Source organism: Chenggangzhangella methanolivorans (genome assembly GCF_019797865.1).
Taxonomy (GTDB): domain Bacteria; phylum Pseudomonadota; class Alphaproteobacteria; order Rhizobiales; family Methylopilaceae; genus Methylopila; species Methylopila methanolivorans.
Map to the genome: position 1 here is coordinate 2807110 of NZ_CP081869.1, position 26043 is coordinate 2833152.

Genomic DNA, 26043 nt, shown 5'->3' on the forward strand with positions numbered 1-26043 from the left:
CTCGGGGGAGGGCCTGAGGTGCACCCGAGGTGCTTAGGGGGACACCTTGAGTTAAGGGCGGCGGTGAGAGCTATGGCTTAGGGACACTCCAAGGGGGGCTCGGTGTCTATTCATATAGTAGGGGAGTTGTTCTCCAACGATAGCAATGGGTTAGAGACATCCAGTTGCCCCCTCGCGTCCTCATATAGGCCGGGAGTTGTTCCCCAATGATTTCAGAGCGTTAGGTGTCCCCCTATCCACCGATTATCAGGGGTCTAGGACACTAAGGTATACACACGGGTTTGGGCCCTGTGTCCTCATATACGGTGCGTATTGTTCCCCAACGATAACAATGGGTTAGGGACACGCAATGTTGCCCCCCTGTGTCCTCATATACGGCACGAGTTGTTTCCCAGCGTTATCAAGCAGTTAGCTAGGGCCCCCTCCGCAGGGAGAAAACACATAGAGCGGAACCCTCAGGCCCCGCCCTATGGAATTAACACATTGATTTCCTTGGAGGATTAACGCCCTACCCTATACCCCTCCGGGTGGCCTACCTCCGGGCAGGCCTTAGAGAGACCGGGCGATGATCGGGGGTTAGACCGGAGCCTCTCCCCGTTTCCTCAAGCGTATCCCCGAAGAGGATCTCAAGCTCAGCCATCAGGCGGTCTTGGGCGGACTCTGAAGGGATCGGTAGCGCCCATCCCGTGTTTCCGGCGGGGGATAGTAGGATCGCCAAGAAACGGTCGCTCATGGGCTTCTGTGAGTCATACAGAGGCTAGGGCCATCGCGCTCGACAAACCGGCTTCCCTGGCAAAAACCTTCGCGCCGCCGCCCTTGGCATGGACCGCCCGCAACCCCCACGCCTCACTCAAATAGGCGGGCCCGCCCCATGCAGGCCTCAGGGTCTATCTCGCCGGAACAGCCACTCCAAACCTTAGCGTCGTGCTGTCTTGTCGACGATGAACTGAGCACGGCCCCGAGGGTGTGGTCATAGACCCAAGCGGCTCCGAGCAACAAGCACAGCCACCCAGTGAAGAACACCGGAACGAACGCCACCCCGATGAGCCATCGCGGATCAAACCGCTTACGGATAGCAGGCTGAACGCTTTCCATCTTTGGCTCTCCCACGCTTCAAGACCTTAGGCTGTTGACGGCGCTGGACGCTGTATGGACTTAACCCACCTAATCAGCCTGTCCGCGGCCTTTCATGGCGTAACTAAACGTTGTCGCAACCGGATTACACTTTGCGCCGTCCACGACTTGCCGCCGTTGCGCTCTCTCTTGCCATAACGCGGCGTCAGAAAACCCCTCGCGTTGAGCGCTGTAGCCAGGCTACGAGCCGACATTGAACCCTGAGGATCGAGGTCTGCCAGTACATCCCGAAGGCTCTCTGCCCGATAAGCGGCTTTGGCCTTCTTGCCGGCGACCGCCGCGCTGTTCCCGAGGCCCTGCAAGACAGCGTGCGCCGTTGGGATTGCCGAGCCTGAGGGGCTGGGAGGAGCCGTCTTCAAGCTCTCGGACTGCGTCTTCCCCCCGCGCCCGTTTCGCAGCCGCTTCCGCCGCCAAGGCCGCCCTCTTTGTCTCCAACGCTTCCCTGATCCGCTTCGAGATCATTTCGCGTTCGTGCTGCGCGACAGTGGCCAAAAGCCCTATCGTCAGGTCGCAAACGTCTGGTAGATCGGCCGCTACAAATTTCGCGCCGCCGTCTCTGAGCGTCAGAAGGAAAGCAGAATTACGGCTCAGTCGGCCTAGGTTTGCAATGACGAGGGTGGCTCCTGATAGCTGCGCAAGTCGCAGCGCGACCTTGAGTTGAGGACGATCGTCCCGTCTTCCGCTTCTACTTCAACGTATTCATGCAGAAGCTTAGCCCCGTATCCACCCTTGCTGCGAATATACTCTGAAACGGCATCGCGCTGGGCTTTGAGACACAGCCCCGACGCGCCTTGCCGAACGGTCGAAGCCCGGAGGTACGAAACGTACCAAGGACCGACAACGGCCCAAGCTGTTTGAGATCGCGGCGGCGGTCCGTGATGCGGGCCGGAGGCTCCATTGCGAAACGACATGGTTCGAGCCTCGGAACAATGAGCGAAAGCGAACCAAATGGCTCCCATCACAGACAGCGTAACAAGGGTTAGGCAGTTTGAGAATGGCCGCGACTGCGTTCCCTCTACGTAGAACCCCGATGATGTCCTCTACGAAAGCATGTGGCAGGTTCTAAGTCGTCTGGTAGGGCAGCGTGAACGAGATGAGCACGAGCGAACTGGCGTCACTGGCGTTTGGGATACTCTTAGTGACCGCGCTATGCGGCCTAGCTCTCGCCCAGTTTATGACGTGCAGGCTCTTGGGACCTCCGATGCACGTTACCTGAAGCGCGATCGTTGGACGGGCGACATTTGGATTTGCGCCGGAAGTGGTTGCGTCGAGCTCAGCGAGCGCGTCATCCGCAGCCTTAAGCATTCAGCCGCGCCGCCCTAACGTGCTCTCACAGCGGGACACTCCACGATCTTCGGCGCAATGCAGCTCATCTCCGGCTTGGGGCCCGGCGGGACCCCCTCACAGGCCACAAGAGCCGTCCCCAACTCGTGCGCCTTGAGGTTCTGCATCGCGCCGCCACCGAGTTTAGCGAAGCCTTTCTTGCCGTTCCCGCAGGCGCACTCGAAGCGCACCTCAGCAAGATGGCGATCGGTGTTGTTCCGCACCCGAAGAACGGCCTCCAAGCGGGCCGCCGCGGCGAACCGGGGTGACGTCTCTTGGATCGTCACGCGGCCCTTCGGTTTCTCCTCACAGTCAGCCCTCGGGGCAGCATCGCATGCGCCGAGCGCGAGAGCGCTACAGGCCGCTCCGATCAGTTGCCACGCCTTCATCGTCGGCCCCCGCCTGCCACCGTCAGCGGTGGCGTCCTTCAGCCCGCACCCAAAGCTCGATAGACGCTCGCCCGACCGATCCCGAGCCGCTTCGCAATCTCGCTGGGCCCGAGACCCTGCTCCTTCAGCTCAGCGACGGCTCTTGGATCAATCGACGGGGCCCGCCCTTTGTAGACGCCCCGCGCCTTTGCCGCCGCGATCCCTTCCATCTGACGTTCCTTGCGGAGGTTCGTCTCGAACTCTGCGAACACCCCGAGCATGTCCAGAAAGGCCTTGCCCGCTGCGGTGCTCGTGTCGATCGGCTGCTCAGTCGCCTTGAGGGAGACCCCCTTAGCCTTCAGCTCGCGCACGATGTCCTGAAGATCGCCGATCGATCGCGCGAGGCGGTCCACGCGGGTCACCATGAGGACGTCGCCGGGGCGGGTAAACTGGAGGAGGGTGGCCAACTCGGTGCGGGCGTCCCGCGTGGTCCCACTCTTCTTCTCCTCGCGGATCACGTCGCAGCCGGCCGCCTTGAGGGCCGCCACCTGGAGAGTGGGGTCTTGATCGATCGTGCTCACCCGAGCGTATCCGAAGTGGTCATGGCGGCGGCCTCGTGTCTCATATGGGTCTAGACCACGATGGCAGAATGTCTCATAGGTGTCAATTCCACCCTATTGAGACGCTCAAGATGTCTCAGTCCGCCGTCTCGCTGGGGTATACCCTGACGGGCTACGCCAATATCTAATCATCCAAAACTTCAAAGTCGAAGGGGCTTCCTAGTTCACTCATGTTGCCCCCATTAATATCCATGTATCCTGCCACGGATACTCGCAGTCCCTCGCTATGTGCTCTTAAGGCATCATAATATTCCGCTATGGGCAGTCTAACGCGTGTTCGTACCCTTCTGCTTCCCCGGAATAACCACTCAATATAGATTTCTCCAAATCCATCTCGCTCTAGCAGGGTAGGAGGCCGGTCAGATGTCTCAAGGCGAGAGACTGTCCCAGTTAGGCGCAGCAGCGGAGGCGGCTCATTCGCTCTGAGATATGCGGCGGCCTCCTGCATCATGTGCGCGGCTGCCGTGTCGATGCCAATTGACAAAGTCCTCGCAATATCAGGCGGCGTCTTCCATTCTGGCGAGAAGTCGATGTCAATCTCTAAGCGCTTCACTCCGCCTGTTGCCAATAAAATTGAGAAGTTCTCTAGCATATTAGAGTTAAAACCATCTTTGTAATGTTCAACAAGCAGGCGGGGCTCTCTCACATCCCAAGCCTTAGCTATGTGACCCATACCACGAGCCACGCGTTCAAAAACTCTTCTAGAGAATGGTCGCGCTGGATCGACTTCGTTATCAAAATATCCACTGTTCGGACCAACGCTCGACTGAATGCTGAAGCCAAAGCTCCCAACAAACGTATGGCCGAACCTACAGTCAGCTGCATAAGCGGCTCCCAAGGGGGAGGGTCCGCGAACATAGGCGAGTGACGTTTCTTCCGCCGTTCCCGCGGCTTCCAAAAATTGGCGCATCCGACGCAGAAAGCTCTCCGCTACCTTCAGCCTGATGCTGTCCATAAAGACTGCCTCGTCAGGAAGGCGCGCTCTGAATAAGTCTCGACTATATGAAGCAATCCTCTCCGCAATTTGGCTTTCTGTTCCGTCTTCCAGTCCCGACAGCGTTTTAAGAGCAAGGTCTATTTTGAGAGCCTCATCGGACCGGCCGTGGAAGCGGGTAAAACAATCTCAAATACTCCTCTCCGTGCTTTTGTACGAAAAGCTCTAGGCCGGGGACGGCGAGCTGCACGCGCCTCCAGCCGCTTCTAGTCAAATAAGACTTTAAGCGGTTGAGTGTCGGCTTGATTGATGTCCGTTCCATTACACGACTCCGCAACGGGTTCGCGCAGCGGTAAGCAGAGCTTTCAAACTTCCGACGTCAAACAGATTTGTACGAGGTATTTCAATGGTTACATTCGACGTGTTGGTAGTCGCCGAGCCGCAGGGTACATGATACCAATAACAACAGTTTCGCATAAGTAGATGAGAAGTGGATACATTCAGCCAATGCTCCTCCGGTTTCGGCAGGCACATAAGAATCAGGTAAATAGGGTTTGCTTCCGTATCGCGGGCTCCGAGATCGTTAAAGTTCTTTGAAGATAACTTGTATCTAATGTGACTTGCTGTGACCTTCCATGTCACTGAGGCCTTCAGCTGAAAATCGATGGGGAAACCTGAAGGTATGGCCTTTCCGTGAGGCGCGATTAAGGGGCTGAAACGTTCCATCAACGCCGTAGTCATGAATGCTATGGGCGACATCCACACCGGCTCGGCCGGCAATGGCATGTACACATGCGAGCGACAAGCGTTCTTGGATGTGTTGTAGGGTCAGCAAGACAGGCCCCGGCGAGATGCAACCTTGAGATCGCTGCAAAGTGGCAGGAAAACTTTAACGACCCTAGGGGGTACGGGGGGAAACTCGCAGCCGCTCCACGTAGTGAGGGGGCTCAAACGTGTGACCCCAAAATTTCGGCGCTTGCGTTGCTACACGGAGCCGCTACACCTAGCTAATCGCGATCGGCCGGTTAGCTGTTCGATCACAATGGCTTAAGGCAGTCCCAAGGTGCGTCCTGTGCGTATCCTTTCGGGCCCGCCAATTCTTCAGCAATCGCTTAGCCTCGATTTGTGACGCGTGCGCCGGTCAGTCCGGCGCGTCGGCGGAAAACCGCGCCGCGAGGACCTCGACCAGCGCCGGGATCCGGGTGGGGCTCAAGCGCCGTCCCCAGCCGTCCGGTCGCGAGATCGTCCTCGATGTCGCAACTCGACGTCAGGACCGGGCCCGCGCCGGCGGTCGCCCAGCCGCGCAGCGTCCCGCCGTCGTTCGCCATGCGGTCGCCCGAGACCCGCACCGAAAAGGTCCGCGCGCCCTCGCGGAACCCCAGCGCGAGCGACGTCGTCGAGGGCGCGACGCCCTCGGGGCGGGCGGCCGTGGACAAGCCTCCGTGATCGGCGCCGGCCACGAACAGGCGCAACGGCTCGAAACGGTCCATCTTTCGAGAATGCCGAAAGGTCTCTTCGCAATCAGCCGACTTATCCGTGAAACCCGAAGGCCTAGGTCGTCGGTCGCGGGACCGGCCGCGGCCATTTTTCCGAGCCGCGGTAACGACATGGAGAGCGGACATGCGGACAAGACGGGCATTTCTTGCTGGCGCGGCGCTGGCGGCGACGATCGTAATCCAGTTCGGCGCCCCGGCGCGCGCGGACGCGCCGACGACGACGACCGGCGAAATGCAGATCTTCGCCGCGATCCCGGTGAAGCCGCAGGAGATGGACGGGTTCCTGGCGGTGATGAAGGAGAACGTCCGCGGCTCCCGCAAGGAGCCCGGCAACGTCTCGTTCGACGCCTTCCAGTCGGAAGCCGGCGGCGACGCCATCTATCTGTTCGAGCGCTGGAAGGACCGCGCCGCGTTCGAGACCCATATGACGCTGCCGCATCTGAAAGCGGTCGTGGCCAAGGCCGGGACCGCGGCGGCGGGCGCGCCGACCGAGCGTTTCCTCACCGAGACCGCGCCGCTCCGGGGCGCCGCGCCCAAGCCCGTCGCGAACCCCGGCTCGAGCCGCAACGTCGCGGTCGTGCCGCATGTGAAGCCGCAAGAGCGCGAGACCTTTCTGAAGGCCTTCGCAGAGGTCATGCCCCAGGCGCGCGCCGCGCCCGGCAACCTGGCCTTCGATCTGCACGAAGACATGCGCGCCAGGAACGTCTTCGTCCTGTTCGAGCGTTGGACGGACGTCGCCTCGCACGAGGCCCATCTCGGGCAGGACTATTCCAAGAAGCTCGACGGGATCGTGCCCGCGACGCTGTCCCGGCCGGCGATGGAAGGCCGCGTCCTGCTCAAGGAAATCTCGGTCGCGGACAGCTGAAGCCCCGGCGCGAATGGAGACGAGGACCATGGACAAGAAACGGCTCGGGCGCACCGGCCTCGAGATCTCGCCGATCGTGTTCGGCGGCAACGTCTTCGGCTGGACCATCGACGAGGCGACGAGCGTCGACGTGCTCGACGCCTTCGTCGATCACGGCTTCGACGCGATCGACACGGCGGACGTCTATTCGGCCTGGGCGCCGGGCAATTCGGGCGGCGAATCCGAGGCGATCATCGGGCGCTGGCTGAAGAGCCGCCCCGGCATGCGGGAGAAGGTGAAGATCTTCACCAAGGTCGGCTCCGAGATGGGCTCGCCCGAGCGCAAGGGCCTCTCGGAGCGCTGGATCCTGTCGGCGGTCGAGGAGTCGCTGCGCCGCCTCGGGGTCGAGCGCATCGACCTCTACTTCTCGCACTGGCCCGACGACGGGACGGCGTTCGACGAGACGCTCGGCGCCTATGACAAGCTGCTGAAGGCCGGGAAGATCGGCGCGATCGGCGCGTCGAACCTCGACGCGGATCGGCTCTCGAAGTCGCTCTCGGTCGCCTCCGTGACGGGCCTGCCTCGCTATGACGTGCTGCAGCCAGAGTACAATCTCTACGATCGCGGCGCGTTCGTGGGGCCGTTGCGCGACCTTTGCGTCGCCGAGGAGATCGGCGTCGTCACCTATTACAGCCTCGCCTCGGGCTTCCTGACCGGCAAGTACCGCTCGAAGGCGGATCTCTCGCAGAGCAAGCGCGGCGGCGGGGTCGGCAAATATCTCGACGACCGAGGGCTCGCGATCCTGACCGCGCTCGACGACGTCGCGGAGAAGACCGGCGCGAAACCCGCCGAGGTCGCGCTCGCCTGGCTGATCACGAGCCGCGGCGTCACCGCCCCGATCGCGAGCGCGACCAGCCGCGCCCCGGTCGAAAGCTTCGCGCGGGCCGCAACGCTGACGCTGTCTCCCTCCGACGTCGCCCGGCTCGACGCGGCGGGCTCCGCAAAGGCGGCCGCGTGAGGCGCGCGGGTCCCGACCTTTCCCGCCGCGCCGCGCTCGCCGCGGGGCTCGCGCTGCCGTTCGCGTTTCAGGGCGCGGCGAGAAGCGCCGGCGGAGGGCGCTGGGAGCTCCGCGCGCCCGCGCCCTGGCGCGTGCAGGAGGTCTACGCCGCCGCGCGCGGACCGGAGGCGATGATCGCGGGCGGCATGCAGGTCGGCGTGGACGGCAAGTCGCGCGCGATCGCCAAGGTCGGGCTCTACGATCCGACCACGGACCGCTGGCGCGAGGGGCCGCCTCTGCCCGAGCCGCGCCATCATCCGCTGCTCGTCGCGCATGAAGGCCAGGTCTTCGCCATCGGCGGCGCGACCCACGAAAGCGAGACCCATGAAGGCGACGGCGCCTGGGGGCACTGGCGCCAGCGGCGCGACGTCTTCGTCGAGCAGGACGGCGCCTGGACGCCCGGCCCAAGCCTGCCGATCGCGCAGTCCGAAGGGGTCGCGGTCGTCCATGAGGGGCGCATTCATGTGATTTCGGGCCGGACGTCCCGTTCCGCCGACGCCCGGCTGTGGCCGGAGCAGCGCGACGTCGACCTCCACCAGGTTCTCGACGTCGCGAGCGGGCGCTGGTCGGACGCCGCGCCGATCCCCGGCGCGCGCAACAGCGCGACCGGCGCCGTGATCGACGGACGGATCTATGTCGCGGGCGGACGCACGATGGCGGGCGGCAACATGGCCCGGCTCGACGTTTACGATCCCACCGCCGACCGCTGGGAGCCGCGCGCGCCGATGCCGGAGCCGGCCGGCGGACTGGCGGGGGCCGTCCTCGACGGCCTGCTCTACGTCTTCGGCGGCGAGCGTCTTCACGAGGCCGGCCCCGGCGGCGTCATCGGCTTGGCCTGGCGTTACGACCCGAAGCGCGACGCATGGGAGCGCATGGCCGACATGGCCACGCCCCGGCACGGCCTCGCCGCGGTCGCGCTCGGGGCCGGATCCTGGCGATCGGCGGCGGAGCGGAGCCCGCGACGGCGCGAACGACCGCCGTGACGGAAGCCTTCACGCCGCCGTCCGCCTGAAACTGTCCGCTCACGCCGCCGTCACCCGATTTCGCAACTGCGTGAACGCCCTGGCCGCCGCCTTCCCGATCAGGCGAGCCGCGCCACGTTGCAGCGCAGCAAAGATTTTCGACCGAGGAGCTTTTTCCCATGGCCAGCATCACCGACGCCGCCGCGATCCCCGGGCGCAGCTCGGATCCCGCCCGCTATGACGGCGTCTCGCAGGCGCTGCACTGGCTGGTCGCGCTCGCGATGCTCGCCGTGCTGCCGCTCGCCTGGCTCGCCGAAGCCGCGCCCAAGGAGGACGCGGGCTACTGGATGTTCTTCCACAAGTCGGTCGGCGTGTTGCTGCTCGTCCTGATGGTCACGCGCTCGGTCTGGCGCGCGCGTCGTCCGGCGCCTGCGCCGCAGCCGGGCCCGTTCGCGGGACTCGCCAGGGCGACCCACTGGGCGCTCTACGCCGCGCTGCTCGCCATGCCGATCAGCGGCTACCTGATGTCGGGCTCGGGCAAGCCGGTGCCGTTCTTCTTCGTCAACCTGCCGGGCCTGCCCGAGAGCGAGGCGCTGAAGGACGCGATGAACTTCGTCCATGTGAACGTGCAATGGGCGGTCTACGCGCTGATCCTCGCCCATGTCGCCGGCGCGGCCTACCACGTCGCGGTGCGCCGCGACGGGCTGCTCGACCGCATGCTGCCGCGCCAGAACGCCTGACCCCGGAACCGGAGCGCCTCCATGACCGATCTCGACCGCCGCGCCATCAACGTCAACGCCGGCCGCTCCGGCCAGATGCTCGGATGAGGGACCGCATGGCGCACACCCGCCGGGGCTTTCTGGCGACCGCCGCGGCCGGCGGAGCGCTGGCGCTCGGCGCGCGGCGGACCAACGCGCAAGCGGGCGGCGAAGTGGTTCTGGCGGGCGCCCATGTGGTCACGATGGACCCGGGGCTCGGCGATCTCGCGACAGGCGACGTCCACATCCGCGACGGCGCGATCGCGGCCGTCGCGGCGTCGATCGCGGCGCCCGGCGTTCCGCGGCGCGACATGCGCGGCCGGGTCGTCATGCCGGGCTTCGTCGACACCCACTGGCACATGTGGAACACGATCGCCCGCGGGCTGCCGTCGAGCCGGCTCGGGCCCTTCGCCAAGACCATGGGGGCGCTCGCCAAGGTCTGGACGCCGCAAGCGAGCGCGCTTTCGGTGCGGCTCGCGCTCGCCGAGGCCGTCAACAGCGGCATCACCACGGCGCAGAACTGGGCGCACAACACGGCGACGCCCGATTTCGCCGAAGCCGAGCTCGCCGCCCAGCGGGCGTCGGGCGTGCGCGGCCGCTTCGCCTATGGCTATCCGCAGGCGCTTTCGCCCGACACGACGATCGACGTCGCGGCGTTGAAGCGCTTCGCCGAACGGCATGGCGGCGCCGGCGGACTCGTCTTACTCGGCATGTGCGCGCGCGGGCCCGACCGCTCGGCCGACGATGTCTGGCGCGGCGAATGGCGCGCGGCCCGCGAGCTGAAGCTGCCGATCACCGCCCATGTGGCGTCGAACCGCGCGTCGGCCGCCGAGGGCGCGATCGCGGTCATGCATCGCGACGGCCTGCTCGGGCCGGACGTCCAGATCGTCCATGCGACGCATGCGCGCCCGGAAGACTTCGCGCTGATGAAGGAGGCCGGCTCGCCGCTCTCGATCAGCCCCTGGACCGAGCTCGAGGTCGGCTACGGCCTGCCCGCGATCCCCGCCATGGCGGCCTCGGGCGTCGAGATGGGGCTGTCGGTCGACAACATGGTGCTGGCCGGCCGCGCCGACATGTTCGACGTGATGCGCCTCACCGCGGATCTCGCGGCCGGCATGGCCGAGAAGCAGTCCGCTCTGCCCGACCGCCGCGTGCTCGAATGGGCGACCATCGGCGGCGCGCGGGGGCTCGGCCTTGGCGACGCGGTCGGCTCGCTCAAGCCCGGCAAGCGCGCCGACGTCATCGCGGTCCGGGCCGACGGGCTGACGACCTCTCCGGCCGGAACGGTCGACTTCCTGCTGACCCACGCGGCCCAGCCCGCGGACGTCGACTTCGTGATGATCGACGGCGTGGTCCACAAGGAGGGCGGGCGGCTCACGCGGGTCGACGTCGAGGCGCTGGTCGCCGAAGCCGCGGCGACGATCGCGCGCCTGACGGAGCAGGCCGGCGTCCGCTGATCCGTCCCGGCCCTTGCCTCGCGGCCGGTCCCAAGGCAGGTGAGGCGTCGGCGCGCCGTCGGGGCCCGCTTGACGGGGAGACCGCGATGGGCCGGCTGCTCGACCGGGCGAAGCGGTGGGCGCGCGCGATCAAGCAGGACATCGCCGCGCTGTGGATCGCCGGCCGCGACCCGCGCACGCCGCTCGCGGCCAAGATCGTGACGCTCGCGGTCGTGGCCTATGCGCTCGCCCATCGACCTGATCCCGGACTTCATTCCGGTGCTCGGCTATCTCGACGATCTGCTGATCGTTCCGCTCGGCGTCATGCTCGCGATCCGGCTGATCCCGGTCGATCTCATGGCCGAGTATCGCGGGCGCGCCGCGGGGCTGGAGCGCCGGCCGCGCAGCAAAGCGGGCCTCGTCATCGTCCTCGCGGTCTGGGCTGTCGCTTCGGCCGCGCTGATCGGATGGTTCGTCTGGTAGGTCGGCGGCCGGGCGCGAGGCCCGGCCGCCGGTCATGCGAGGCGGGGCTTACTTGCCCTGCAGGATGTCGAACAGGTCGGTGTGGTCGGTGGTGCCGAGGATCTTCTCGGCGCCCGGGCCCTTGGCCCAGATCGGCACGACCGCGCCGGTGTGCTGCTGGCTCGGGGGCGTGGCGACCGGGCCGGGACCGCCCGCGGTGCCGTAGGTGATCCGCATCACCTGACCGTCCTTGGTGATCAGGTTGTCGGAATAGCCGGTCGGGTCCCCGGTCCCGGTCGAGTCCTCGGCCACGATCTGGCTCGTGTGCGAGTGGTCGGCGGTGACGATGATCAGCGTGTCAGGATTTTTCCTGGAACTTGAGCGCGACGCCGATGGCCTTATCGAACGCCACCGTCTCGCCGATCTGGCCGCAGGCGTTGGCGGCGTGGTCCTGCTTGTCGATCGAGGCGCCCTCGACCTGCAGGAAGAAGCCGCGCTTGCCGCCGCTCAGAAGCTCGATCGCCTTCTCGGTCATGAGCTCGAGCTTGGGCTGGACCTTCGGGCGGTTGTCGGTGTCGCACTTGTGCTTCTCGACGCCGGCGCCCTGGATGGCCTGCGGGCCGGTCCATTCGGTGGTCATGTTGCCGCTCGCGAACAGGCCGAGCACCGGCATGTCGGAGGACTTCAGCGCGTCGAGATCGTTCTTGGTGTAGATGAGCTTCTGGCCCTGGCGGGTCGCCGACTCCTCGACCGTCTTGCCGTCGTCGGAGCCGCCCGCGATCTTGCCGCCGGTCGCGTCGAAGCGGGCTTTGCCGCCGCCGAACACGACGTCCATCTGGTGGTCGACCATCTGCTCGGAGATCGAGCCGAGGCCGCCCTTGGCCTTCGTCTCGGTCGGGCAGAGGGTCATGTTGGCCGGCGCCTGGCAGCCGCGCAGGCTCATCTTGGAGGCGAGCACCGCCGGGGTGGCGTCGGTGATCTCGGCGGTCGAGACGTTGCCGACGCGCTTGCCCTTGGCCTGGAACACCTCGAGGATCGTCTTGTAGTTCTTGCCGGGCACGTTTTCGGCCGTGCTCGGTCCCTGCGAGATGCGCTCGTCGATGGTCTTCTTGCCGGTGGCCCACATGGTGCCGGTGGCGGCCGAATCCGGCGCGTAGTCCGGCAGGTAGGTCGGGCCGTCGCCCGGCTTCAGCGACCAGGTGGTCTGGAAGCCGGTGTGCGTGAGCTTGTCGAAGTTCAGCTTGTTCTTGACGCCCTGATAGTAGCGCGCCGCCGTCACCTCGGAGACGCCCATGCCGTCACCGATGAAGAGGATCACGTTCTTCGCCGTTTCGGCGGACTGAGCGGCTCCGACGCCGAGCCCGAACAGCAGCGCGGCGCCCGAGGCCGCGGCCAGCAGACCGTTTCGCATCCGGTGAGTTCCGAAGGAGGGTTTTCGCGACGTCCCCGGCCCTCCCGGCCCGGCGAACACGAAACCGTTATCCATCGTTCACAACCGACTGATGACGGTTCCGTGATCGCTCGCCGCCGCGAGCGGAAAGCGCAGGGCGCGCCAGAGAGACAGGCCGGCGATCGACCCTGATCAGTCTCCGAAGCGGGCGGCCAGACTTGCGAGATACATCCGGTGACCGGCGAGCGTGAGGACCAGCCCGTCGACGTCCGCGCGCGCATAGCCGCGAGCCACGAGATCCGGATAGAGGGCGCTGTCGGCCAGGCTTTCGACCTGGGAGCTCAGGATCGCGCCCAGGGCGGCGGCTTCTTCTGACGACAGAGGCTCGACAGGCGTCATGACGCGACCGGAGGTTGCGCTTATGCTGTGACGATAATCATAAGTCTGTTTCCTGCGCAATGTATTTGACGTCTTGCGATGTGGCGAAAACGCTCGAAGACGGCGAGAAGATCGCGCGCGTGATGATTGGGCGCGATGTTCAGTCTTCGCACAGAAACGGCGGCGATCGCGGCGGGACGGACGCCGTGGGAGAGAGCGACTCACGCCTTTGCGACCGCTGCGGTCCGGCGCCCGGAATGGTTTTCAAAAGGTTAACGTTTCGGCCCAGGCATATGCATTTTTACATAGCCAAGAGACCAACGGGAACGACTTTAGTCGACGAATACTTAGGCGATTGAATCGAGCACAACTGATTCTCGCGTGTAGTGAAAATTTTCTGCGGCTTATAGTTGATTTCGTGATCGAACGCTCATATGGCTATTTGAAGGCGCATCACCGCGTCTGAGGATCCTCATCATGAGGAATTCACTAAACGACGAAATTGTTTTCGCAGATGCGAAGGTGATCGACGCCAGCGAAGCTGTAAGCAATCAGATCGCATTGATATTCCGACTTAAGAAGAGCGGTCTTGATATTCAATCGAGTGAGTCGGACCTCGATCGAATGTGCCAGGAGCTGAGGCAGTGGCAAGAATACAGAACACTTCTGTTTATCCGTAAGGGGATGCTGGACGGCCCTTCGGATCACAGAAAGACGCCTCCGCCGGCCGAAGGCGAGTTCTTCGGCGAGATCATCACGCAAGCAAGTTTTAGATGAGGGGGCGGCGTAACTCGGAAAGCGACTGTCTGCCGTCGAAGAAATACGTCGCCGGGCCAGAGCCGAAGGACGCGCGGACAATCTAGAGAAGAACGCGTTCCTATCGAGCGCCTGACCTTGCCGACATCTTTCCATAGTGACGGGCGCGGCGGACAGGACAGCTTAGCAGTATACGACTTTCGACACATAGACGATCAGAATAAAATACCTCGTGCAAAATAGAAACGCCCACATATAAATGACTAAATCCATATAGTTGTAATTATCGTTGATGGTACAGCTTTTCGTTTCATTCATAAATCAGCTGATAGGTTTGTTACGCGGACCGATGAATGCTCGCATATTGCTGTGACGGTCCGATGCTGACTTGTCGCTGAAAGGAATGGCTTATGGAACGTCAAAGTCTTTCGCTTGATGGACTGCTGGATGGCGTCGTCGACCTTCTTGACGATCTGCTTGGCGGCGATCTCGGAGACGTCGTCAAGGACCTCTCTCCGGGCGACCTGATCAAGGACCTGGGCAAGACGCTCGAAGCCGCATTGGGCGGCGGAGACTCCAAGCTTCTCGACAGCCTGCTCGACAACAAGGTCATCGATCCTCTCAAGCTTCAGGAGGTCCTCAACGGCGGGGACCTCGACCTCGGCGAGCTGCAGGACCTGCTCGGCGGCGCGGATCTCGGACATCTGGAAGACGTGCTCGACGACGTGTTCGACAACGGCCTGCTCGGCCTCGGCGAGACGGAGCTCGACCTCGACGCCCTCGGCGACCTCACCGGCGTCGATCTCGAGGCGGTCGTCACCTACGTCACCGGCCTCGTGGGCGCGGTGCTCAAGACGGCTGGCGAAGCCACCGACCTCGAGGATCTGCTCGACGTCGTGCTGGCCGGCGACGACAAGTTGGTCGGCGACTCCAGGGACAACACCATCCATGGCGGCGCCGGCGACGACGACATCACCGGCAAGTCGGGCGCCGACACCCTCGCGGGCGACGAAGGCGACGACCGGCTGAACGGCGGCGGGGGCCAGGACCGGCTTCTCGGCGGCGACGGCTCGGACGTGCTCATCGGCGGCGGCGGTTCGGACAGCCTCGACGGCGGTTCGGGCGCGGACGTGATGAAGGGCGGCGGCGGCGACGACCTCTATACGGTCGACGACGCCGGCGACGTGGTGATCGAGGGCGCCAATGGCGGCCGCGACACGGTCGAGAGCCGGATCTCCTACGAGCTCGGCGACAATGTCGAGCGCCTCACTCTGCTCGGCGGCCGCGACATCGACGGGGTCGGCAACGACCTCAACAACCGCCTGGTCGGCAATCGCGGCGACAACGAACTCAGCGGCGGCGCCGGCAAGGACATCATCCTTGGCGGCCGCGGCGCCGACGTGCTCTCGGGCGGCTCCGGCGACGACATCTTCAAGTTCGGCGACGTCCATGATTCGGGCATCGGCAAGAAGGCCGACGTCATCGTCGATTTTGAGGACGGCGACCGGATCAATTTGAAGGGCGTCGACGCCAATCCCAACGAGCCGAACGACCAGGCGTTCGACTTCATCGGAAAGGGCGACTTCTCCGGCGATGGCGACGGCGAGATCCGCTACTCGTTTAAGGGCGGCGACACCCTCGTGCGCATCGACGCGGACGGCGACGGCGAGACGGATATGAGCATCCGCCTCGAAGGCCATCACAAACTCGACGCGGGCGACTTCGTACTCTGACGAGAAACAGCCGGGCCGGGGCGCTTGAAGCCTCCCGGCCCGGCCGAACTGCAGGCCGGGCCTGCAAGCGTTCTGCGTAACCAGGAAACATCAACGGCCAACCCGCAACGCTTGGGTCGATCATGCTGAGCATCGCCTTCCAACCCCCCGCCTCGCTCGAGACTTCGAACGCGCTCGAGGAGATGCAGTGGATCGACCAGGGTCTGGCGCTTTGGGCCGAGGGGCTCGCCTGCGAGGGCGCCGATCTCGGCGAGATCACGGAGCTGCTCGAACGCGCCTTGCAGACGCTGCGAGGCCGACGCTCCGCGTGGGCGGCGTAACGAACCGCATCCCTCTCCGCCGAATTTCTTCGAGGCCGCATCGTCCGAGACCGGACGGGCGGCCCTCGGCGAAAATTTTCTCGTGGAAATCGTTCCGGACTTAGCCTGGTTAATAGGACCGCAGACCTGTTTCGCCGCCGATGTTCCCAAAATCGCGATTCGCGGGGGACACGCAGGTGCAACGGTCGGATGCGACGGTCTGGGAGCTGGCGCGAAAGCTTTTCAAAGCTGAGGAGGACGACCGGTTCTGGTCGAACGGCCTGCATGCGTCGCAGCTCCAGAAGGACGGCTATCGGGTCCTCAGCGAGACCGAGAAGGCCAAATATTACGACCGGGCGCTCGACCTCATGAGGTCGCGCCGAAGCTGGAAGGACTGACGCGGCGTCGGGCGAGAGCCAGGGACGGCGGGGAGGTTCGGGCGTCGGGGGGACGGAAAGCGGGCGTTGGCGCGCTCCCGCCAAGATCTTCGCCGTCATCCCGGCCGCAGAGCCGGGATCCAGAACCGATGCGGCTCGCCCAGCCGGCCTGACGACGTCGGTTCTGGGTCCCGGGTCAAGCCCGGGACGACCCGGGAGGTTCGGCCGCCTCAACGACACCGTTGGCGCGCTAGAAATCGGTCAGCGCACCACCGGGTCGTTCGGCAGCTCGTCGCCGAGCCCTGCGCGCGGCGGCAGGACGTCGGCGAGCGCGCGGCCGCAGCGCTCGACCGCGGCCACGATCCCGTCGACCAGCCGGCCGGAGCCCGCGGCCGAAGTCACGTCCTCCACGGTCTCGCGCCAGGTCTGGGGAGCGGCCGCCTCGTGCACGCCCTCGTCGGCGATGACCTCGACGTTGCGGTCGGCGACCGCGACATGGATCAGCACGCCGGTGCGCTCATGCGTGCGGCCAAGCCCGAGTTCCGCGAAGGCGCGTTCGGCCGCGTCATGCGCGGCGGCCGACGGCAGCCGGTCGATCCGCAACGCCCGGCGGACGCGCGAGGACGACGCAAGGCCCGCAAGGCCCGCGAAGATCGCGGCCTGGGCCAAGGCCAGCACGTGGATCGACGGATCGAGCAGCGACAGCGGGCCGGCCGAAAAAATCGCGAGGAAGCCCGCGACCACGAGCGCGACGGTGGCGTCGGCCTCCTCGCAGGGGCTGGTCTCGATCACGACGACGATCTCGGCCGCCGTGCCGGCCTCCGCCGCGCGGACGGCCTCGGCGATGCGGGCGCGATCCTGCTCCGACAGAAGCGGCGCGGGAGGCGCGGCGAAGCGTTCGCGCAGGCTCACCATCCGCCCGAGGCTCCGCCGCCGCCCGACGATCCGCCGCCCCCGCCGCCGAAGCCTCCGCCTCCTCCGCCGCCCGACCAGCCGCCGCTCCCGAGGCCGCCCGCGGTCCCGCCGGTGATCCAAGGACCGGACCGTCCGCGCGACCGCGGATTGGTCATCGCCCGATAGAAGCTCCACAGCACGATGGCGAAGATCGTGAGCACGAAGACCGTGGCCAAAAGGTCGAGCCACGTGGGCGCAGACTCGTCGGCGGCGTTCGCGCGCGCCTTGAACTCCTCGGCCTGGCCCGAAAACACCGCCATCACGTCGTCGGCGCCGCGCGCGATCCCGCCTGGAAAGTCGCCGGCGCGGAAGCGGGGAAGGATGGCGTTCTCGATGATAAGGCGCGAGACCGCGTCGGTGAGGTCGCCCTCGAGCCCGTAGCCGACCTCAATGCGGACCTTGCGCTCGTTCGGCGCGATGAGAAGGAGGGCGCCGTCGTTGCGCTGCTTGTCGCCGAGGCCCCAGTCGCGGAACAGGCGGTTGCCGAAGTCCTCGACGCTCGTCCCCTGCAGCGACGGCACGGTCGCGACCGCGAACTGGTGGCCGGTCTTGTCCTGAAACGCCTTGAGCTTGGCGACGAGCGCGGCTTCGGCGTCAGGCGGAAGGATGTTCGCCTCGTCGACCACGTAATTGGTGAAGCGCGGGAGGCTGAGATCCTGCGCGAACGCCGTCGCGGCCAGAAGCCAGAGCATGGCGACCGGCAGGAGGGCGAGGGCGGAGAGCCGTGTGAAGCGACCGAGCATCGCGGGTGATTTTAGGCCGGAGGGGGCGCGTCATCCTGCAGAGCGACGCGACGTTCTGAAGCCGGTTCGTTTCCGCCGCGTCACGCGCCCCGTCTTGTCCGGGGCGTCCATCGGTCGGACGGCGCCGCGCGCCGATGTGGATCCCCCGGACCAGCCGGGGGATGACGATCGAGGTTCGAACGCCGGTTCCTGAACACGCTCCCGGATCGGCCCTGCGGCCGTCCGGGAAGACCGCATGTCCTCAGGTGTTCATCGAGTCGAAGAAGTCCGCGTTGGTCTTGGTCGAGCGCAGCTTGTCGAGCAGGAACTCCATCGCGTCGACCGTGCCCATCGGGTTGAGGATGCGGCGGAGCACATACATCTTCTTGAGCACGTCCGGCGGAACGATGAGCTCTTCCTTGCGCGTGCCCGAGCGCGTGATGTCCATGGCCGGGAAGGTGCGCTTGTCGGAGACCTTGCGGTCGAGGATGAGCTCGGAGTTGCCGGTGCCCTTGAACTCCTCGAAGATCACCTCGTCCATGCGCGACCCGGTGTCGATCAGCGCCGAGGCGATGATGGTGAGCGAGCCGCCTTCCTCGATGTTGCGCGCGGCGCCGAAGAACCGCTTCGGGCGCTGCAGGGCGTTGGCGTCGACGCCGCCCGTGAGCACCTTGCCCGACGACGGCACCACGGTGTTGTAGGCGCGCCCGAGGCGGGTGATCGAATCGAGCAGGATCACGACGTCGCGGCCGTGCTCGACGAGGCGCTTGGCCTTCTCGATCACCATCTCGGCGACCTGCACGTGGCGCTGGGCCGGCTCGTCGAAGGTCGAGGAGATGACCTCGCCCTTCACCGAGCGCTGCATGTCGGTGACTTCTTCCGGGCGCTCGTCGATGAGCAGCACGATCAGGAAGCATTCGGGGTGATTGGCGGCGATCGCGGTCGCGATGTTCTGCATCATGACCGTCTTGCCCGTCCTGGGAGGGGCGACGATCAGGGCGCGCTGGCCCTTGCCGAGCGGCGCCACGATGTCGATCACGCGGGTCGACATGTCCTTCTTGGTCGGGTTTTCGATCTCCATCCGCAGGCGCTCGTCTGGATAGAGCGGCGTCAGGTTGTCGAAATGGACCTTGTGGCGCGCCTTCTCGGGGTCCTCGAAGTTGATCGTGTTGACCTTGAGCAGCGCGAAATAGCGCTCGCCTTCCTTCGGGCCGCGGATCTGGCCCTCGACCGTGTCGCCGGTGCGGAGCGAGAAGCGGCGGATCTGCGAGGGCGAGATGTAGATGTCGTCGGGGCCGGGCAGATAGTTGGCGTCCGGCGAACGCAGGAAGCCGAAGCCGTCCTGCAGCACCTCGACCACGCCGCCGCCGATGATGTCGACTTCGCGCGCCGCGAGCTGCTTGAGAATTGCGAACAAAAGCTCCTGCTTTCGGAGCGTTGAGGCGTTCTCGACCTCGAGCTCCTCGGCCTGGGCGAGGATTTCGGTCGGCGATTTCGCCTTGAGATCGAAGAGCCTGACTTCGGGCATCTTGGGCCTTTGAAGGGAGTCCCCGCGCTAGGACGGGGCGAATTCGGAAGGGACGTTCGGTTTGGGAGGACAGGTCGTCGGTCCATGAGGCGCGACGGCGTGTCGTGACGGGCGCCGAGACCGGCGATGCGTCTGGGAGGGGGGCCGCGGAAGCGATCGCGAGGGCCGCGACGGCTTTTCGCCTGAGCTACGGACGCGGTCCGACTCCGAGGCTGTGACGTACATACCGGCTCAGCCCCGGCTTCACAAGCCTCGAGAGCCGTCTTTCACGCCGATGTTCCCGCTTCAGAACGGCTTGACGATCACCAGGATCACGATCCCGATCATCAGCACGGTCGGGACTTCGTTGAGAATGCGGAAGTAGCGCTGCGATTTCGTGTTCCGGTCCTCGGCGAATTCGCGCACGTGTTTCACGAGCTTTCCGTGCACGGCCGACATCGCGATCACGAGCGCGAGCTTGCCGTGTAGCCAGCCGGACGACATCCAGCCGCCCTGCCAGATGAGGACGATCCCCGCGAGCCAGGTCACCGCCATCGCGGGGTTGGAGATCGCCTTGAGCAGGCGCCGCTCCATCACCTTGAAGGTCTCGGACTGGGCGGAGCCGACCGGCGTCACGGAATGATAGACGAAGAGCCGCGGCAGATAGAGCATCGCGGCCATCCAGGCGATGACCGCGACGACGTGCAGGGCCTTGATCCAGAGATAGACGTCCATCGGCCCTCGCCGTCGTCCCGGCCGCAGCGAAGCGGAGAGCCGGGATCGTTCTCAACCAAATCGCGGCCGTCATCCCCCGGATTGTCCGGGGGACCCAGTCCGGATCACAGACCACCGCGCTCGCCGAACCGCGGACGCCCCGGGAAGCCGGGGCATGACGAGCCTTGTTCCAAGCGCCGCCACGGCTCGGCCCGACGGCCGTCCGGAATGGCGACTGTCGCGTCAGCCCTTGCCCCGCGCCCGCTTCACGAGCTGCGCCACGTGCTCCGGCGGCGTTTCCTGCCGCACTCCATGGCCGAGGTTCAGGATCATCGGATGGCCTCCCAGCGCCGCCAGGGCGTCGTCCACGGCCCTGTCGAGCGCCGCCCCGCCCGCCACCAGCGCGATCGGGTCCACGGCCCCCTGGAGCGCCCTGGAGGCGTAGACGGCGGATCGCGCGACCCGGAGGTCCTCCGACGTCGCGACGCCGAAGCCGTCGGCCGGCACCACGCCTGCGAAATCCGCGAGCTTGGCCCCGGCGCCGCGGGCGAAGGCGATGATCTTCGCGCCCGGAACTTCCGCCCTCACCCGCTCGCAGAGCTCGGCGATCGGCCGCGTCGACCAGCGGGCGAATTCGCCCGGAGGCAGATCGCCCGCCCAGCTGTCGAAGATCTGAACCGCGTCGGCGCCCGCCTTGAGCTGCGCGACGAGATGGGCGGCCGAGGCCGTGACGAGACGCTCGATCAGCTCGGCGAACACGTCCGGCTCGCGATAGGCCAGAAGCCGCGCAGGCGCCTGCTCCTCGCCGCCGCGCCCGCCGACCATGTAGGTCGCGACCGTGTAGGGCGCGCCGCAGAAGCCGATCAGCGCCTTCTCTCTCGAAAGCTCCTTCCTCACCCGCGACACGGTCTCGTAGACGGGCGCGAGCATGTCGAGGTCGATGGCGTCCTTCAGCCGGCCGAACTCGGCGAGCCCCGTCACCGGGTCGAGCCGCGGGCCTTCGCCTTCGACGAAGCGGACCTCCTGGCCAAGCGCATGCGGCACGACGAGGATGTCGGAGAACAGGATGGCTGCGTCGAGATCGAAGCGGCGGATCGGCTGGAGCGTGACCTCGGTCGCCATCTCTGGCGCATAGCAGAGATCGAGGAAGCCGCCCGCTTTGGCGCGCAGCTCGCGATATTCGGGAAGGTAGCGGCCAGCCTGCCGCATCAGCCAGATCGGAGGGACGGGAAGCGTTTCGCCCGACAGCGCCCGGATCAGGAGAGGCGTCGGCTCGGCACCGTTAACGCCTTTGGCCACAGCTTCGCTCACCCGATCGTCCTTCTTAAGAATCTCAGAGAAGACTCTTCTGCTTCTTTTTCTAGGGGGGCGGATTACAGGCGTTCCAGACGCTCCACAAGCGGTCCACAGGCGCCGGCTCCGTTAACCATTCGTTAACGATCTCAGATCTCAGCGCCGTTAACGAAGCGTTCACGGAAGTTAACAGAACCCTAACGGGCGCTCTCCCGGACCGCGTCGCTGTTGATGAAAATCGCCGGCTCAGCGAGAGTGCGGCTCCGTCTCCCCCCGAGGCGCGAATTCGTCCACAGCAGTCCACCGCGTCGTCGACTCCTTTTCCGACCTCGCGGCGGGCCCGGCGCGCCCTCCGAGATGTCCGCACCACGCTCCTCGTTCCACTTCCATCTGGTCTCCGACGCGACCGGCGAAACGCTGGTCGCGGTCGCCCGCGCGGCCGTCTCGCAATTCAAGAGCGTGGCGAGCGTCGAGCACGTCTATCCGCTCGTGCGCTCGGCCCGGCAGCTCGAACGGGTGCTGAACGAGATCGCGGAGGAGCCGGGCGTCGTGCTCTACACGCTCGTCGACGAGCAGCTGACGTCGGCGCTCGAGACCCGCTGCCGGGAGCTCGGATGTCCGTGCCTTGCCGTGCTGGCGCCGGTCTTCCAGCTGCTGCGCTCGCATCTGGGCGAAGAGAGCGCGGCCAAGGCCGGCGCGCAGCACGACCTCAACGACGACTATTTCAAGCGCATCGACGCGCTGAACTACACGATGGCTCATGACGACGGGCAGAACGCCGACGACCTCGAAGGCGCCGACGTGGTGCTGCTCGGCGTCAGCCGCACGTCGAAGACGCCGACCTCGATCTATCTCGCAAACCGCGGCGTAAAGACCGCCAATATTCCGCTCGTTCCGGACGTGCCGCCGCCGGCCGGCCTCGAGGGGCTGAAGGGCCCGCTCGTCGTCGGGCTGGTCGCGACGCCCGATCGGATCGTGGCGGTGCGTCACAACAGGGTGCTCGGGCTTGAAGGCAATATGACGGGGCGGCTGCAGGAAGCGGCCTATGTGGACCGCGACGCGGTGGCGTCCGAGATCGTGGCTTCGCGCCGTCTCTGCTCGCGCAACGGCTGGCCGATGATCGACGTCCCGCCGCTCGATCGAGGAGACGGCGGCGTCCGTGATCGCGATGCTCGGCGAGCACCGCGCGAAGCGGATTCAGGAAGCCCTCGCCGAGGTCGCTCCGTGAGCGCGCTCTGGCGCGACGCGGCTCTCTTGGTGCTGGCTTCGAAAAGCGAGATCCGGGCGCAGCTTCTGGAAAGCGCGCACATCCCGACCGAGATCCGAGGCGCGGAGATCGACGAGCGCGCCGTCGAGGCCTCGCTTTCGGGCGACGGCCTCAGCCCCGCGAGCGTCGCCGGCTCGCTTGCGGCCGCCAAGGCGATCGACGTCTCGTCGCGCATGCCCGGGCGCCTGGTGCTCGGCGCCGACCAACGCTCGCGCTCGACGGCGAGCGCTTCACCAAGCCGAAGGACCGAGAATCGGGGCGAGCCCAGCTTCTCAAGCTCTCGGGCCGCACCCACACGCTCGCCTCCGGGGCAGCGCTGGTGCGGGACGGGGCGGTGCTCTGGAGCGGGATCTCCAAGGCCAACCTCACCATGCGCGAGCTGTCCGACGAGTTCGTCGAGATCTATCTCGACGTGACCGGCGAGGCCGCGCTGTCGAGCGTCGGCGGCTACCAGTACGAAGGCGCCGGCGTGCACCTCTTCGAGGAGGTGGAGGGCGACTTCAGCACCATCCTCGGCCTGCCGTTGCTTCTCGTGACCGCCGCATTGCGCGACATCGGGGCGCTCGCCTCGTGAAGCGCGCCTTCGTGACGGGCTGGCCGGTGCGGCATTCGCGCTCGCCGATGATCCACGGGCACTGGCTGAAGGCTTACGGAATCAACGGATCCTACGAGCACGCCGAAGTCGCGCCGGAGGATTTAGAGGCCTTTCTGCGCGGATGCGGGGCGGACGGTTTCGTCGGCGGCAACGTCACCATTCCTCACAAAGAGGCGGCCTTTTCTTTGGTCGAGGCGGCGGACGGCGAGGCGGCGGCGCTCGGCGCGGTCAACACCGTCTGGCTCGACGGCGGCAGGCTCCACGGCGCCAACACCGACGGGCTCGGCTTTCTGGCCAATCTCGACGACGGCGCTCCGGGCTGGGACGAACGCAAGAGCGTCTCGGTGATTCTGGGCGCCGGAGGCGCGGCGCGCGCGGTGGCGCGGTCGCTTGGCCGGCGCGGTTTCGGCGCGGTCGTGGTGGCCAACCGCACCGCGGCGCGCGCGGCGGCGGTGGCGGCGCTCGCCGGCGAGGCGGGCCGCGCCGTCGGCTATGACGAGCTGTGGCGCTGGCTTCCCTCCGCCGACCTCGTGGTGAACGCCACCTCGCTCGGCATGACGGGCAAGGACCGGCTCGACGTCCATCTCGGCGAGCTGCCGGGCCACGCGGTCGTCAACGACCTCGTCTATGTTCCGCTCGAGACCGAACTGCTGGCGCAGGCGCGGGCGAACGGAAACCGTGCGGTCGACGGCCTCGGAATGCTGTTGCACCAGGCGGTTCCGGGCTTTGAACGGTGGTTCGGCGTGCGGCCGAAGGTGACGCCGGAATTGAGGGCGCTGGTCGAGGCGGACATCGCCGGACAGCGCTGACGACAGGGAGAAGACGATGGGAACCGTCGCCGCGCTCTTGGCGCTCAAGCTTCTGACGCTCGCAGGCTCGACCGCCACCACCGCCTGGCTCGTGAGCTTCCTGTTCTTCACCGAAACGCTCGCGGCCTATCGCTGGGAGCTGTTCCTCGGCGGCTTCGCGGCGATCGCGATCGGCGAGCTCGGCGCGGCGCTCCTCGGCAGGAAGGCCGCGAAGGACGCGACCACAGAGTCATGATCGTCCTCGGCCTCACCGGCTCGATCGGCATGGGCAAGTCGACGACCGCGAAGCTCTTCGCCGAGGAGGGCGCGGCCGTCCACGACGCCGACGCGACCGTGCATCGGCTCTATTCGGGCGCGGCCGCCCCTCTGGTCGAGGCCGCGTTTCCGGGAACGACCCGCGACGGGACGGTCGACCGCAAGGAGCTGGGGAGAAGGGTGATCGGCGACCCCGAAAGTCTCGCGCGGCTGGAGTCGATCGTCCATCCTCTCGTGCGCGAGGCCGAACGCCGGTTCCTCGACGAGGCGCGAGCCTCGGGCGCGAAAATCGCCGTTCTCGACATTCCGCTGCTGTTCGAGACCGGCCGCGACGCCGAGGTCGACGCCGTGGCGGTGGTCTCGGCGGGCGCGCAGGAGCAGCGGCGCAGGGTTCTGGAACGGCCGGGAATGACCGAAGAGACCTTCGAGAAGATCCTCGCCCGCCAGACGCCCGACGCCGAAAAGCGCGCGCGGGCGGACCTCGTGATCGACACGTCGCGCGGGATCGAGGCTGCGCGCGAGCAGGTGCGGGGCGATCGCGCGCTTCGCCGGGATCTGAGGAGAGTTTTTCTTGCGCGAGATCGTGCTCGACACCGAAACCACCGGCCTTGATCCGGCGACCGGCGACCGCGTGGTCGAGATCGGCTGCGTCGAGCTCCTGAACCGCATCCCGACGGGCACGAGCTACCACGTCTACATCAATCCCGAGCGCTCGATGCCCGAGGAGGCGTTTCGGGTGCACGGGCTCTCGAGCGAGTTCCTGTCGGACAAGCCGCGCTTCGCCGAGATCGCCGACGAGTTCCTGACCTTCATCGACGAGGACGCGCTCGTCATCCACAACGCGGCCTTCGACGTCGGCTTTCTCGACGCCGAATTCGCCAAGCTCGGAAAGCCCAAGATCAGCCGGTCGCGGGTGGTCGACACGCTGATGCTCGCGCGCCGCAAGAACCGGGCGGCGCGGCCTCGCTCGACGCGCGCTCTGCGCGCGCTACGGCATCGACAACTCCAAGCGCACCAAGCACGGCGCGCTGCTCGATTCGGAGATCCTGGCCGAGGTCTATCTCGAGCTGCTCGGCGGCCGGCAGGCCTCTCTCGGCCTGTCGCAACTCTCCGGCCGGGGCGGGAAGGCCGGCTCTGCGGTGGCCCAGCGCCCGACGCCGCTTCCGCGCGGCTCACCGACGCCGAGGTCGAGGCCCATCTCGCCTTCGTGGCGGGGCTCGGCGGAACGGTGCTGTGGCGGGAGTTTCTGGCCGAGCCGGACGCGGTCCAGCCGGGCTGACACGCCAGTGCGTGCTTCGAGACGGCCGGCGAAAGCCGGCCTCCTCAGCATGAGGTTGGTTGAGGAGACCAAAAACGGTCCTCATGCTGAGGAGCCGGCCATTTGGCCGGCGTCTCGAAGCACGCAGGTCCGTTCGATCAGGGAATCTTACGCGTCGCTCTGGACGACCGCCTCTTAGCGCGAACGTGGTCCAGCCGGGCTGACAGGCCAGTGCGTGCTTCGAGACGCGCCTTCGGCGCTCCTCGAGCCATGAGGATCGTCGAGGAAACCAAACGGTCCTCATGGCTCGAGGAGGCCGGCTTTCGCCGGCCGTCTCGAAGC

General features: G+C 66.1%; 26 protein-coding genes and 4 pseudogenes. 17 read left to right on the forward strand and 13 right to left on the reverse strand.

Annotation, left to right across the window (positions count from 1 at the left end):
• Nucleotides 1-1314: 1314 nt before the first annotated feature.
• The 5 genes from K6K41_RS14720 to K6K41_RS14735 form a co-directional block, all read right to left on the reverse strand.
• Entirely contained in the window at nt 1315-1779 is a 465-nt protein-coding gene (locus K6K41_RS14720) for a recombinase family protein (protein ID WP_261405741.1), read from the reverse strand.
• A 1105-nt stretch (nt 1780-2884) separates the two neighbouring features.
• A complete protein-coding gene (locus K6K41_RS14725; RefSeq protein WP_261401157.1) occupies nt 2885-3406 on the reverse strand; it encodes a recombinase family protein in 522 nt (173 codons plus the stop codon).
• A 163-nt stretch (nt 3407-3569) separates the two neighbouring features.
• Entirely contained in the window at nt 3570-4400 is an 831-nt protein-coding gene (locus tag K6K41_RS14730) for a hypothetical protein (protein ID WP_261401158.1), read from the reverse strand.
• Nucleotides 4401-4700: 300 nt separating this feature from the next.
• Nucleotides 4701-5165 carry a DUF4365 domain-containing protein gene (locus tag K6K41_RS30470; protein WP_428978524.1) on the reverse strand — a complete coding sequence of 155 codons (465 nt, stop codon included), beginning with the start codon at nt 5163-5165 and terminating at the stop codon, nt 4701-4703.
• A 326-nt stretch (nt 5166-5491) separates the two neighbouring features.
• Nucleotides 5492-5869, reverse strand: coding sequence for a type 2 periplasmic-binding domain-containing protein (locus tag K6K41_RS14735; protein WP_261401159.1), 378 nt, complete (start codon nt 5867-5869; stop codon nt 5492-5494).
• Between the two features lie 130 nt (nt 5870-5999).
• On the opposite strand from K6K41_RS14735, the gene K6K41_RS14740 reads away from it, so the two are divergent.
• The 6 genes and pseudogenes from K6K41_RS14740 to K6K41_RS14765 all read left to right on the forward strand — a co-directional run bounded on the left by K6K41_RS14740 (nt 6000) and on the right by K6K41_RS14765 (nt 11415).
• Nucleotides 6000-6740 (forward strand): putative quinol monooxygenase, encoded by a 741-nt coding sequence (locus K6K41_RS14740; protein ID WP_261401160.1) that lies wholly within the window; start codon nt 6000-6002, stop codon nt 6738-6740.
• Between the two features lie 28 nt (nt 6741-6768).
• Nucleotides 6769-7737, forward strand: coding sequence for an aldo/keto reductase (locus K6K41_RS14745; protein WP_261401161.1), 969 nt, complete (start codon nt 6769-6771; stop codon nt 7735-7737).
• The gene (locus K6K41_RS14750) at nt 7734-8759 is read left to right on the forward strand and encodes a Kelch repeat-containing protein (RefSeq protein ID WP_261401162.1); all 1026 of its coding nucleotides are present in this window, start codon (nt 7734-7736) and stop codon (nt 8757-8759) included. The genes K6K41_RS14745 and K6K41_RS14750 overlap by 4 nt, the downstream gene beginning before the upstream one ends.
• A 158-nt stretch (nt 8760-8917) precedes the next feature.
• Nucleotides 8918-9478 carry a cytochrome b gene (locus tag K6K41_RS14755; RefSeq protein WP_261401163.1) on the forward strand — a complete coding sequence of 187 codons (561 nt, stop codon included), beginning with the start codon at nt 8918-8920 and terminating at the stop codon, nt 9476-9478.
• Nucleotides 9479-9573: 95 nt separating this feature from the next.
• Complete coding sequence (locus K6K41_RS14760) at nt 9574-10953, forward strand: amidohydrolase family protein (protein WP_261401164.1); 1380 nt, start codon at nt 9574-9576, stop codon at nt 10951-10953.
• 86 nt (nt 10954-11039) lie between these two features.
• Nucleotides 11040-11415 (forward strand): annotated as a pseudogene (locus tag K6K41_RS14765) (YkvA family protein).
• A 48-nt stretch (nt 11416-11463) separates the two neighbouring features.
• On the opposite strand, the gene K6K41_RS14770 reads toward K6K41_RS14765, so the two are convergent.
• The 3 genes from K6K41_RS14770 to K6K41_RS14780 form a co-directional block, all read right to left on the reverse strand.
• Complete coding sequence (locus K6K41_RS14770) at nt 11464-11706, reverse strand: hypothetical protein (protein ID WP_261401165.1); 243 nt, start codon at nt 11704-11706, stop codon at nt 11464-11466.
• A 46-nt stretch (nt 11707-11752) separates the two neighbouring features.
• Nucleotides 11753-12805 (reverse strand): alkaline phosphatase, encoded by a 1053-nt coding sequence (locus K6K41_RS14775; protein ID WP_261401166.1) that lies wholly within the window; start codon nt 12803-12805, stop codon nt 11753-11755.
• A 171-nt stretch (nt 12806-12976) separates the two neighbouring features.
• Complete coding sequence (locus K6K41_RS14780; RefSeq protein WP_261401167.1) at nt 12977-13183, reverse strand: hypothetical protein; 207 nt, start codon at nt 13181-13183, stop codon at nt 12977-12979.
• A 501-nt stretch (nt 13184-13684) separates the two neighbouring features.
• Between K6K41_RS14780 and K6K41_RS14785 the strand changes: the two genes are divergently transcribed.
• The 4 genes from K6K41_RS14785 (at nt 13685) to K6K41_RS14800 (ending at nt 16348) form a co-directional block, all read left to right on the forward strand.
• On the forward strand, nt 13685-13939 hold the full coding sequence (locus tag K6K41_RS14785) for a hypothetical protein (protein ID WP_261401168.1): 255 nt from the start codon (nt 13685-13687) through the stop codon (nt 13937-13939).
• A 389-nt stretch (nt 13940-14328) separates the two neighbouring features.
• Entirely contained in the window at nt 14329-15651 is a 1323-nt protein-coding gene (locus tag K6K41_RS14790; protein WP_261401169.1) for a calcium-binding protein, read from the forward strand.
• 122 nt (nt 15652-15773) lie between these two features.
• A complete protein-coding gene (locus K6K41_RS14795) occupies nt 15774-15971 on the forward strand; it encodes a hypothetical protein (RefSeq protein WP_261401170.1) in 198 nt (65 codons plus the stop codon).
• A gap of 176 nt (nt 15972-16147) precedes the next feature.
• Complete coding sequence (locus K6K41_RS14800; RefSeq protein ID WP_261401171.1) at nt 16148-16348, forward strand: hypothetical protein; 201 nt, start codon at nt 16148-16150, stop codon at nt 16346-16348.
• 240 nt (nt 16349-16588) lie between these two features.
• Here K6K41_RS14800 and K6K41_RS14805 read toward each other — a convergent pair whose 3' ends face one another.
• The 5 genes from K6K41_RS14805 to hemE all read right to left on the reverse strand — a co-directional run bounded on the left by K6K41_RS14805 (nt 16589) and on the right by hemE (nt 21433).
• A complete protein-coding gene (locus K6K41_RS14805; protein ID WP_261401172.1) occupies nt 16589-17242 on the reverse strand; it encodes a TPM domain-containing protein in 654 nt (217 codons plus the stop codon).
• A complete protein-coding gene (locus K6K41_RS14810; protein WP_261401173.1) occupies nt 17236-18024 on the reverse strand; it encodes a TPM domain-containing protein in 789 nt (262 codons plus the stop codon). Before K6K41_RS14810 ends, K6K41_RS14805 begins: the two co-directional genes overlap by 7 nt.
• A 241-nt stretch (nt 18025-18265) precedes the next feature.
• Nucleotides 18266-19531, reverse strand: a complete 1266-nt coding sequence (gene rho, locus K6K41_RS14815) for a transcription termination factor Rho (RefSeq protein WP_261401174.1) — start codon at nt 19529-19531, stop codon at nt 18266-18268.
• 285 nt (nt 19532-19816) lie between these two features.
• Nucleotides 19817-20245 (reverse strand): protoporphyrinogen oxidase HemJ, encoded by a 429-nt coding sequence (hemJ, locus tag K6K41_RS14820; RefSeq protein ID WP_261401175.1) that lies wholly within the window; start codon nt 20243-20245, stop codon nt 19817-19819.
• A gap of 222 nt (nt 20246-20467) precedes the next feature.
• Nucleotides 20468-21433, reverse strand: a complete 966-nt coding sequence (gene hemE, locus K6K41_RS14825; protein WP_261405742.1) for a uroporphyrinogen decarboxylase — start codon at nt 21431-21433, stop codon at nt 20468-20470.
• A 441-nt stretch (nt 21434-21874) separates the two neighbouring features.
• On the opposite strand from hemE, the pseudogene K6K41_RS14830 reads away from it, so the two are divergent.
• The 7 genes and pseudogenes from K6K41_RS14830 to K6K41_RS14855 all read left to right on the forward strand — a co-directional run bounded on the left by K6K41_RS14830 (nt 21875) and on the right by K6K41_RS14855 (nt 25722).
• Nucleotides 21875-22745: pseudogene (locus K6K41_RS14830) on the forward strand (pyruvate, water dikinase regulatory protein).
• 29 nt (nt 22746-22774) lie between these two features.
• Nucleotides 22775-22930: pseudogene (locus K6K41_RS29520) on the forward strand (septum formation inhibitor Maf); the annotation flags it as partial.
• A gap of 143 nt (nt 22931-23073) precedes the next feature.
• A pseudogene (locus K6K41_RS29525) lies at nt 23074-23358 on the forward strand (Maf family protein); the annotation flags it as partial.
• Between the two features lie 47 nt (nt 23359-23405).
• Nucleotides 23406-24188: a shikimate dehydrogenase gene (locus tag K6K41_RS14840; RefSeq protein WP_261405743.1), complete on the forward strand. Its 783-nt coding sequence runs from the start codon at nt 23406-23408 to the stop codon at nt 24186-24188.
• A gap of 16 nt (nt 24189-24204) precedes the next feature.
• Entirely contained in the window at nt 24205-24423 is a 219-nt protein-coding gene (locus K6K41_RS14845) for a hypothetical protein (RefSeq protein ID WP_261401176.1), read from the forward strand.
• Nucleotides 24420-25055 (forward strand): dephospho-CoA kinase, encoded by a 636-nt coding sequence (gene coaE, locus K6K41_RS14850; RefSeq protein WP_261401177.1) that lies wholly within the window; start codon nt 24420-24422, stop codon nt 25053-25055. The genes K6K41_RS14845 and coaE overlap by 4 nt, the downstream gene beginning before the upstream one ends.
• Nucleotides 25015-25722, forward strand: a complete 708-nt coding sequence (locus K6K41_RS14855; protein WP_428978525.1) for an exonuclease domain-containing protein — start codon at nt 25015-25017, stop codon at nt 25720-25722. The genes coaE and K6K41_RS14855 overlap by 41 nt, the downstream gene beginning before the upstream one ends.
• The last annotated feature ends 321 nt before the right edge of the window (nt 25723-26043 follow it).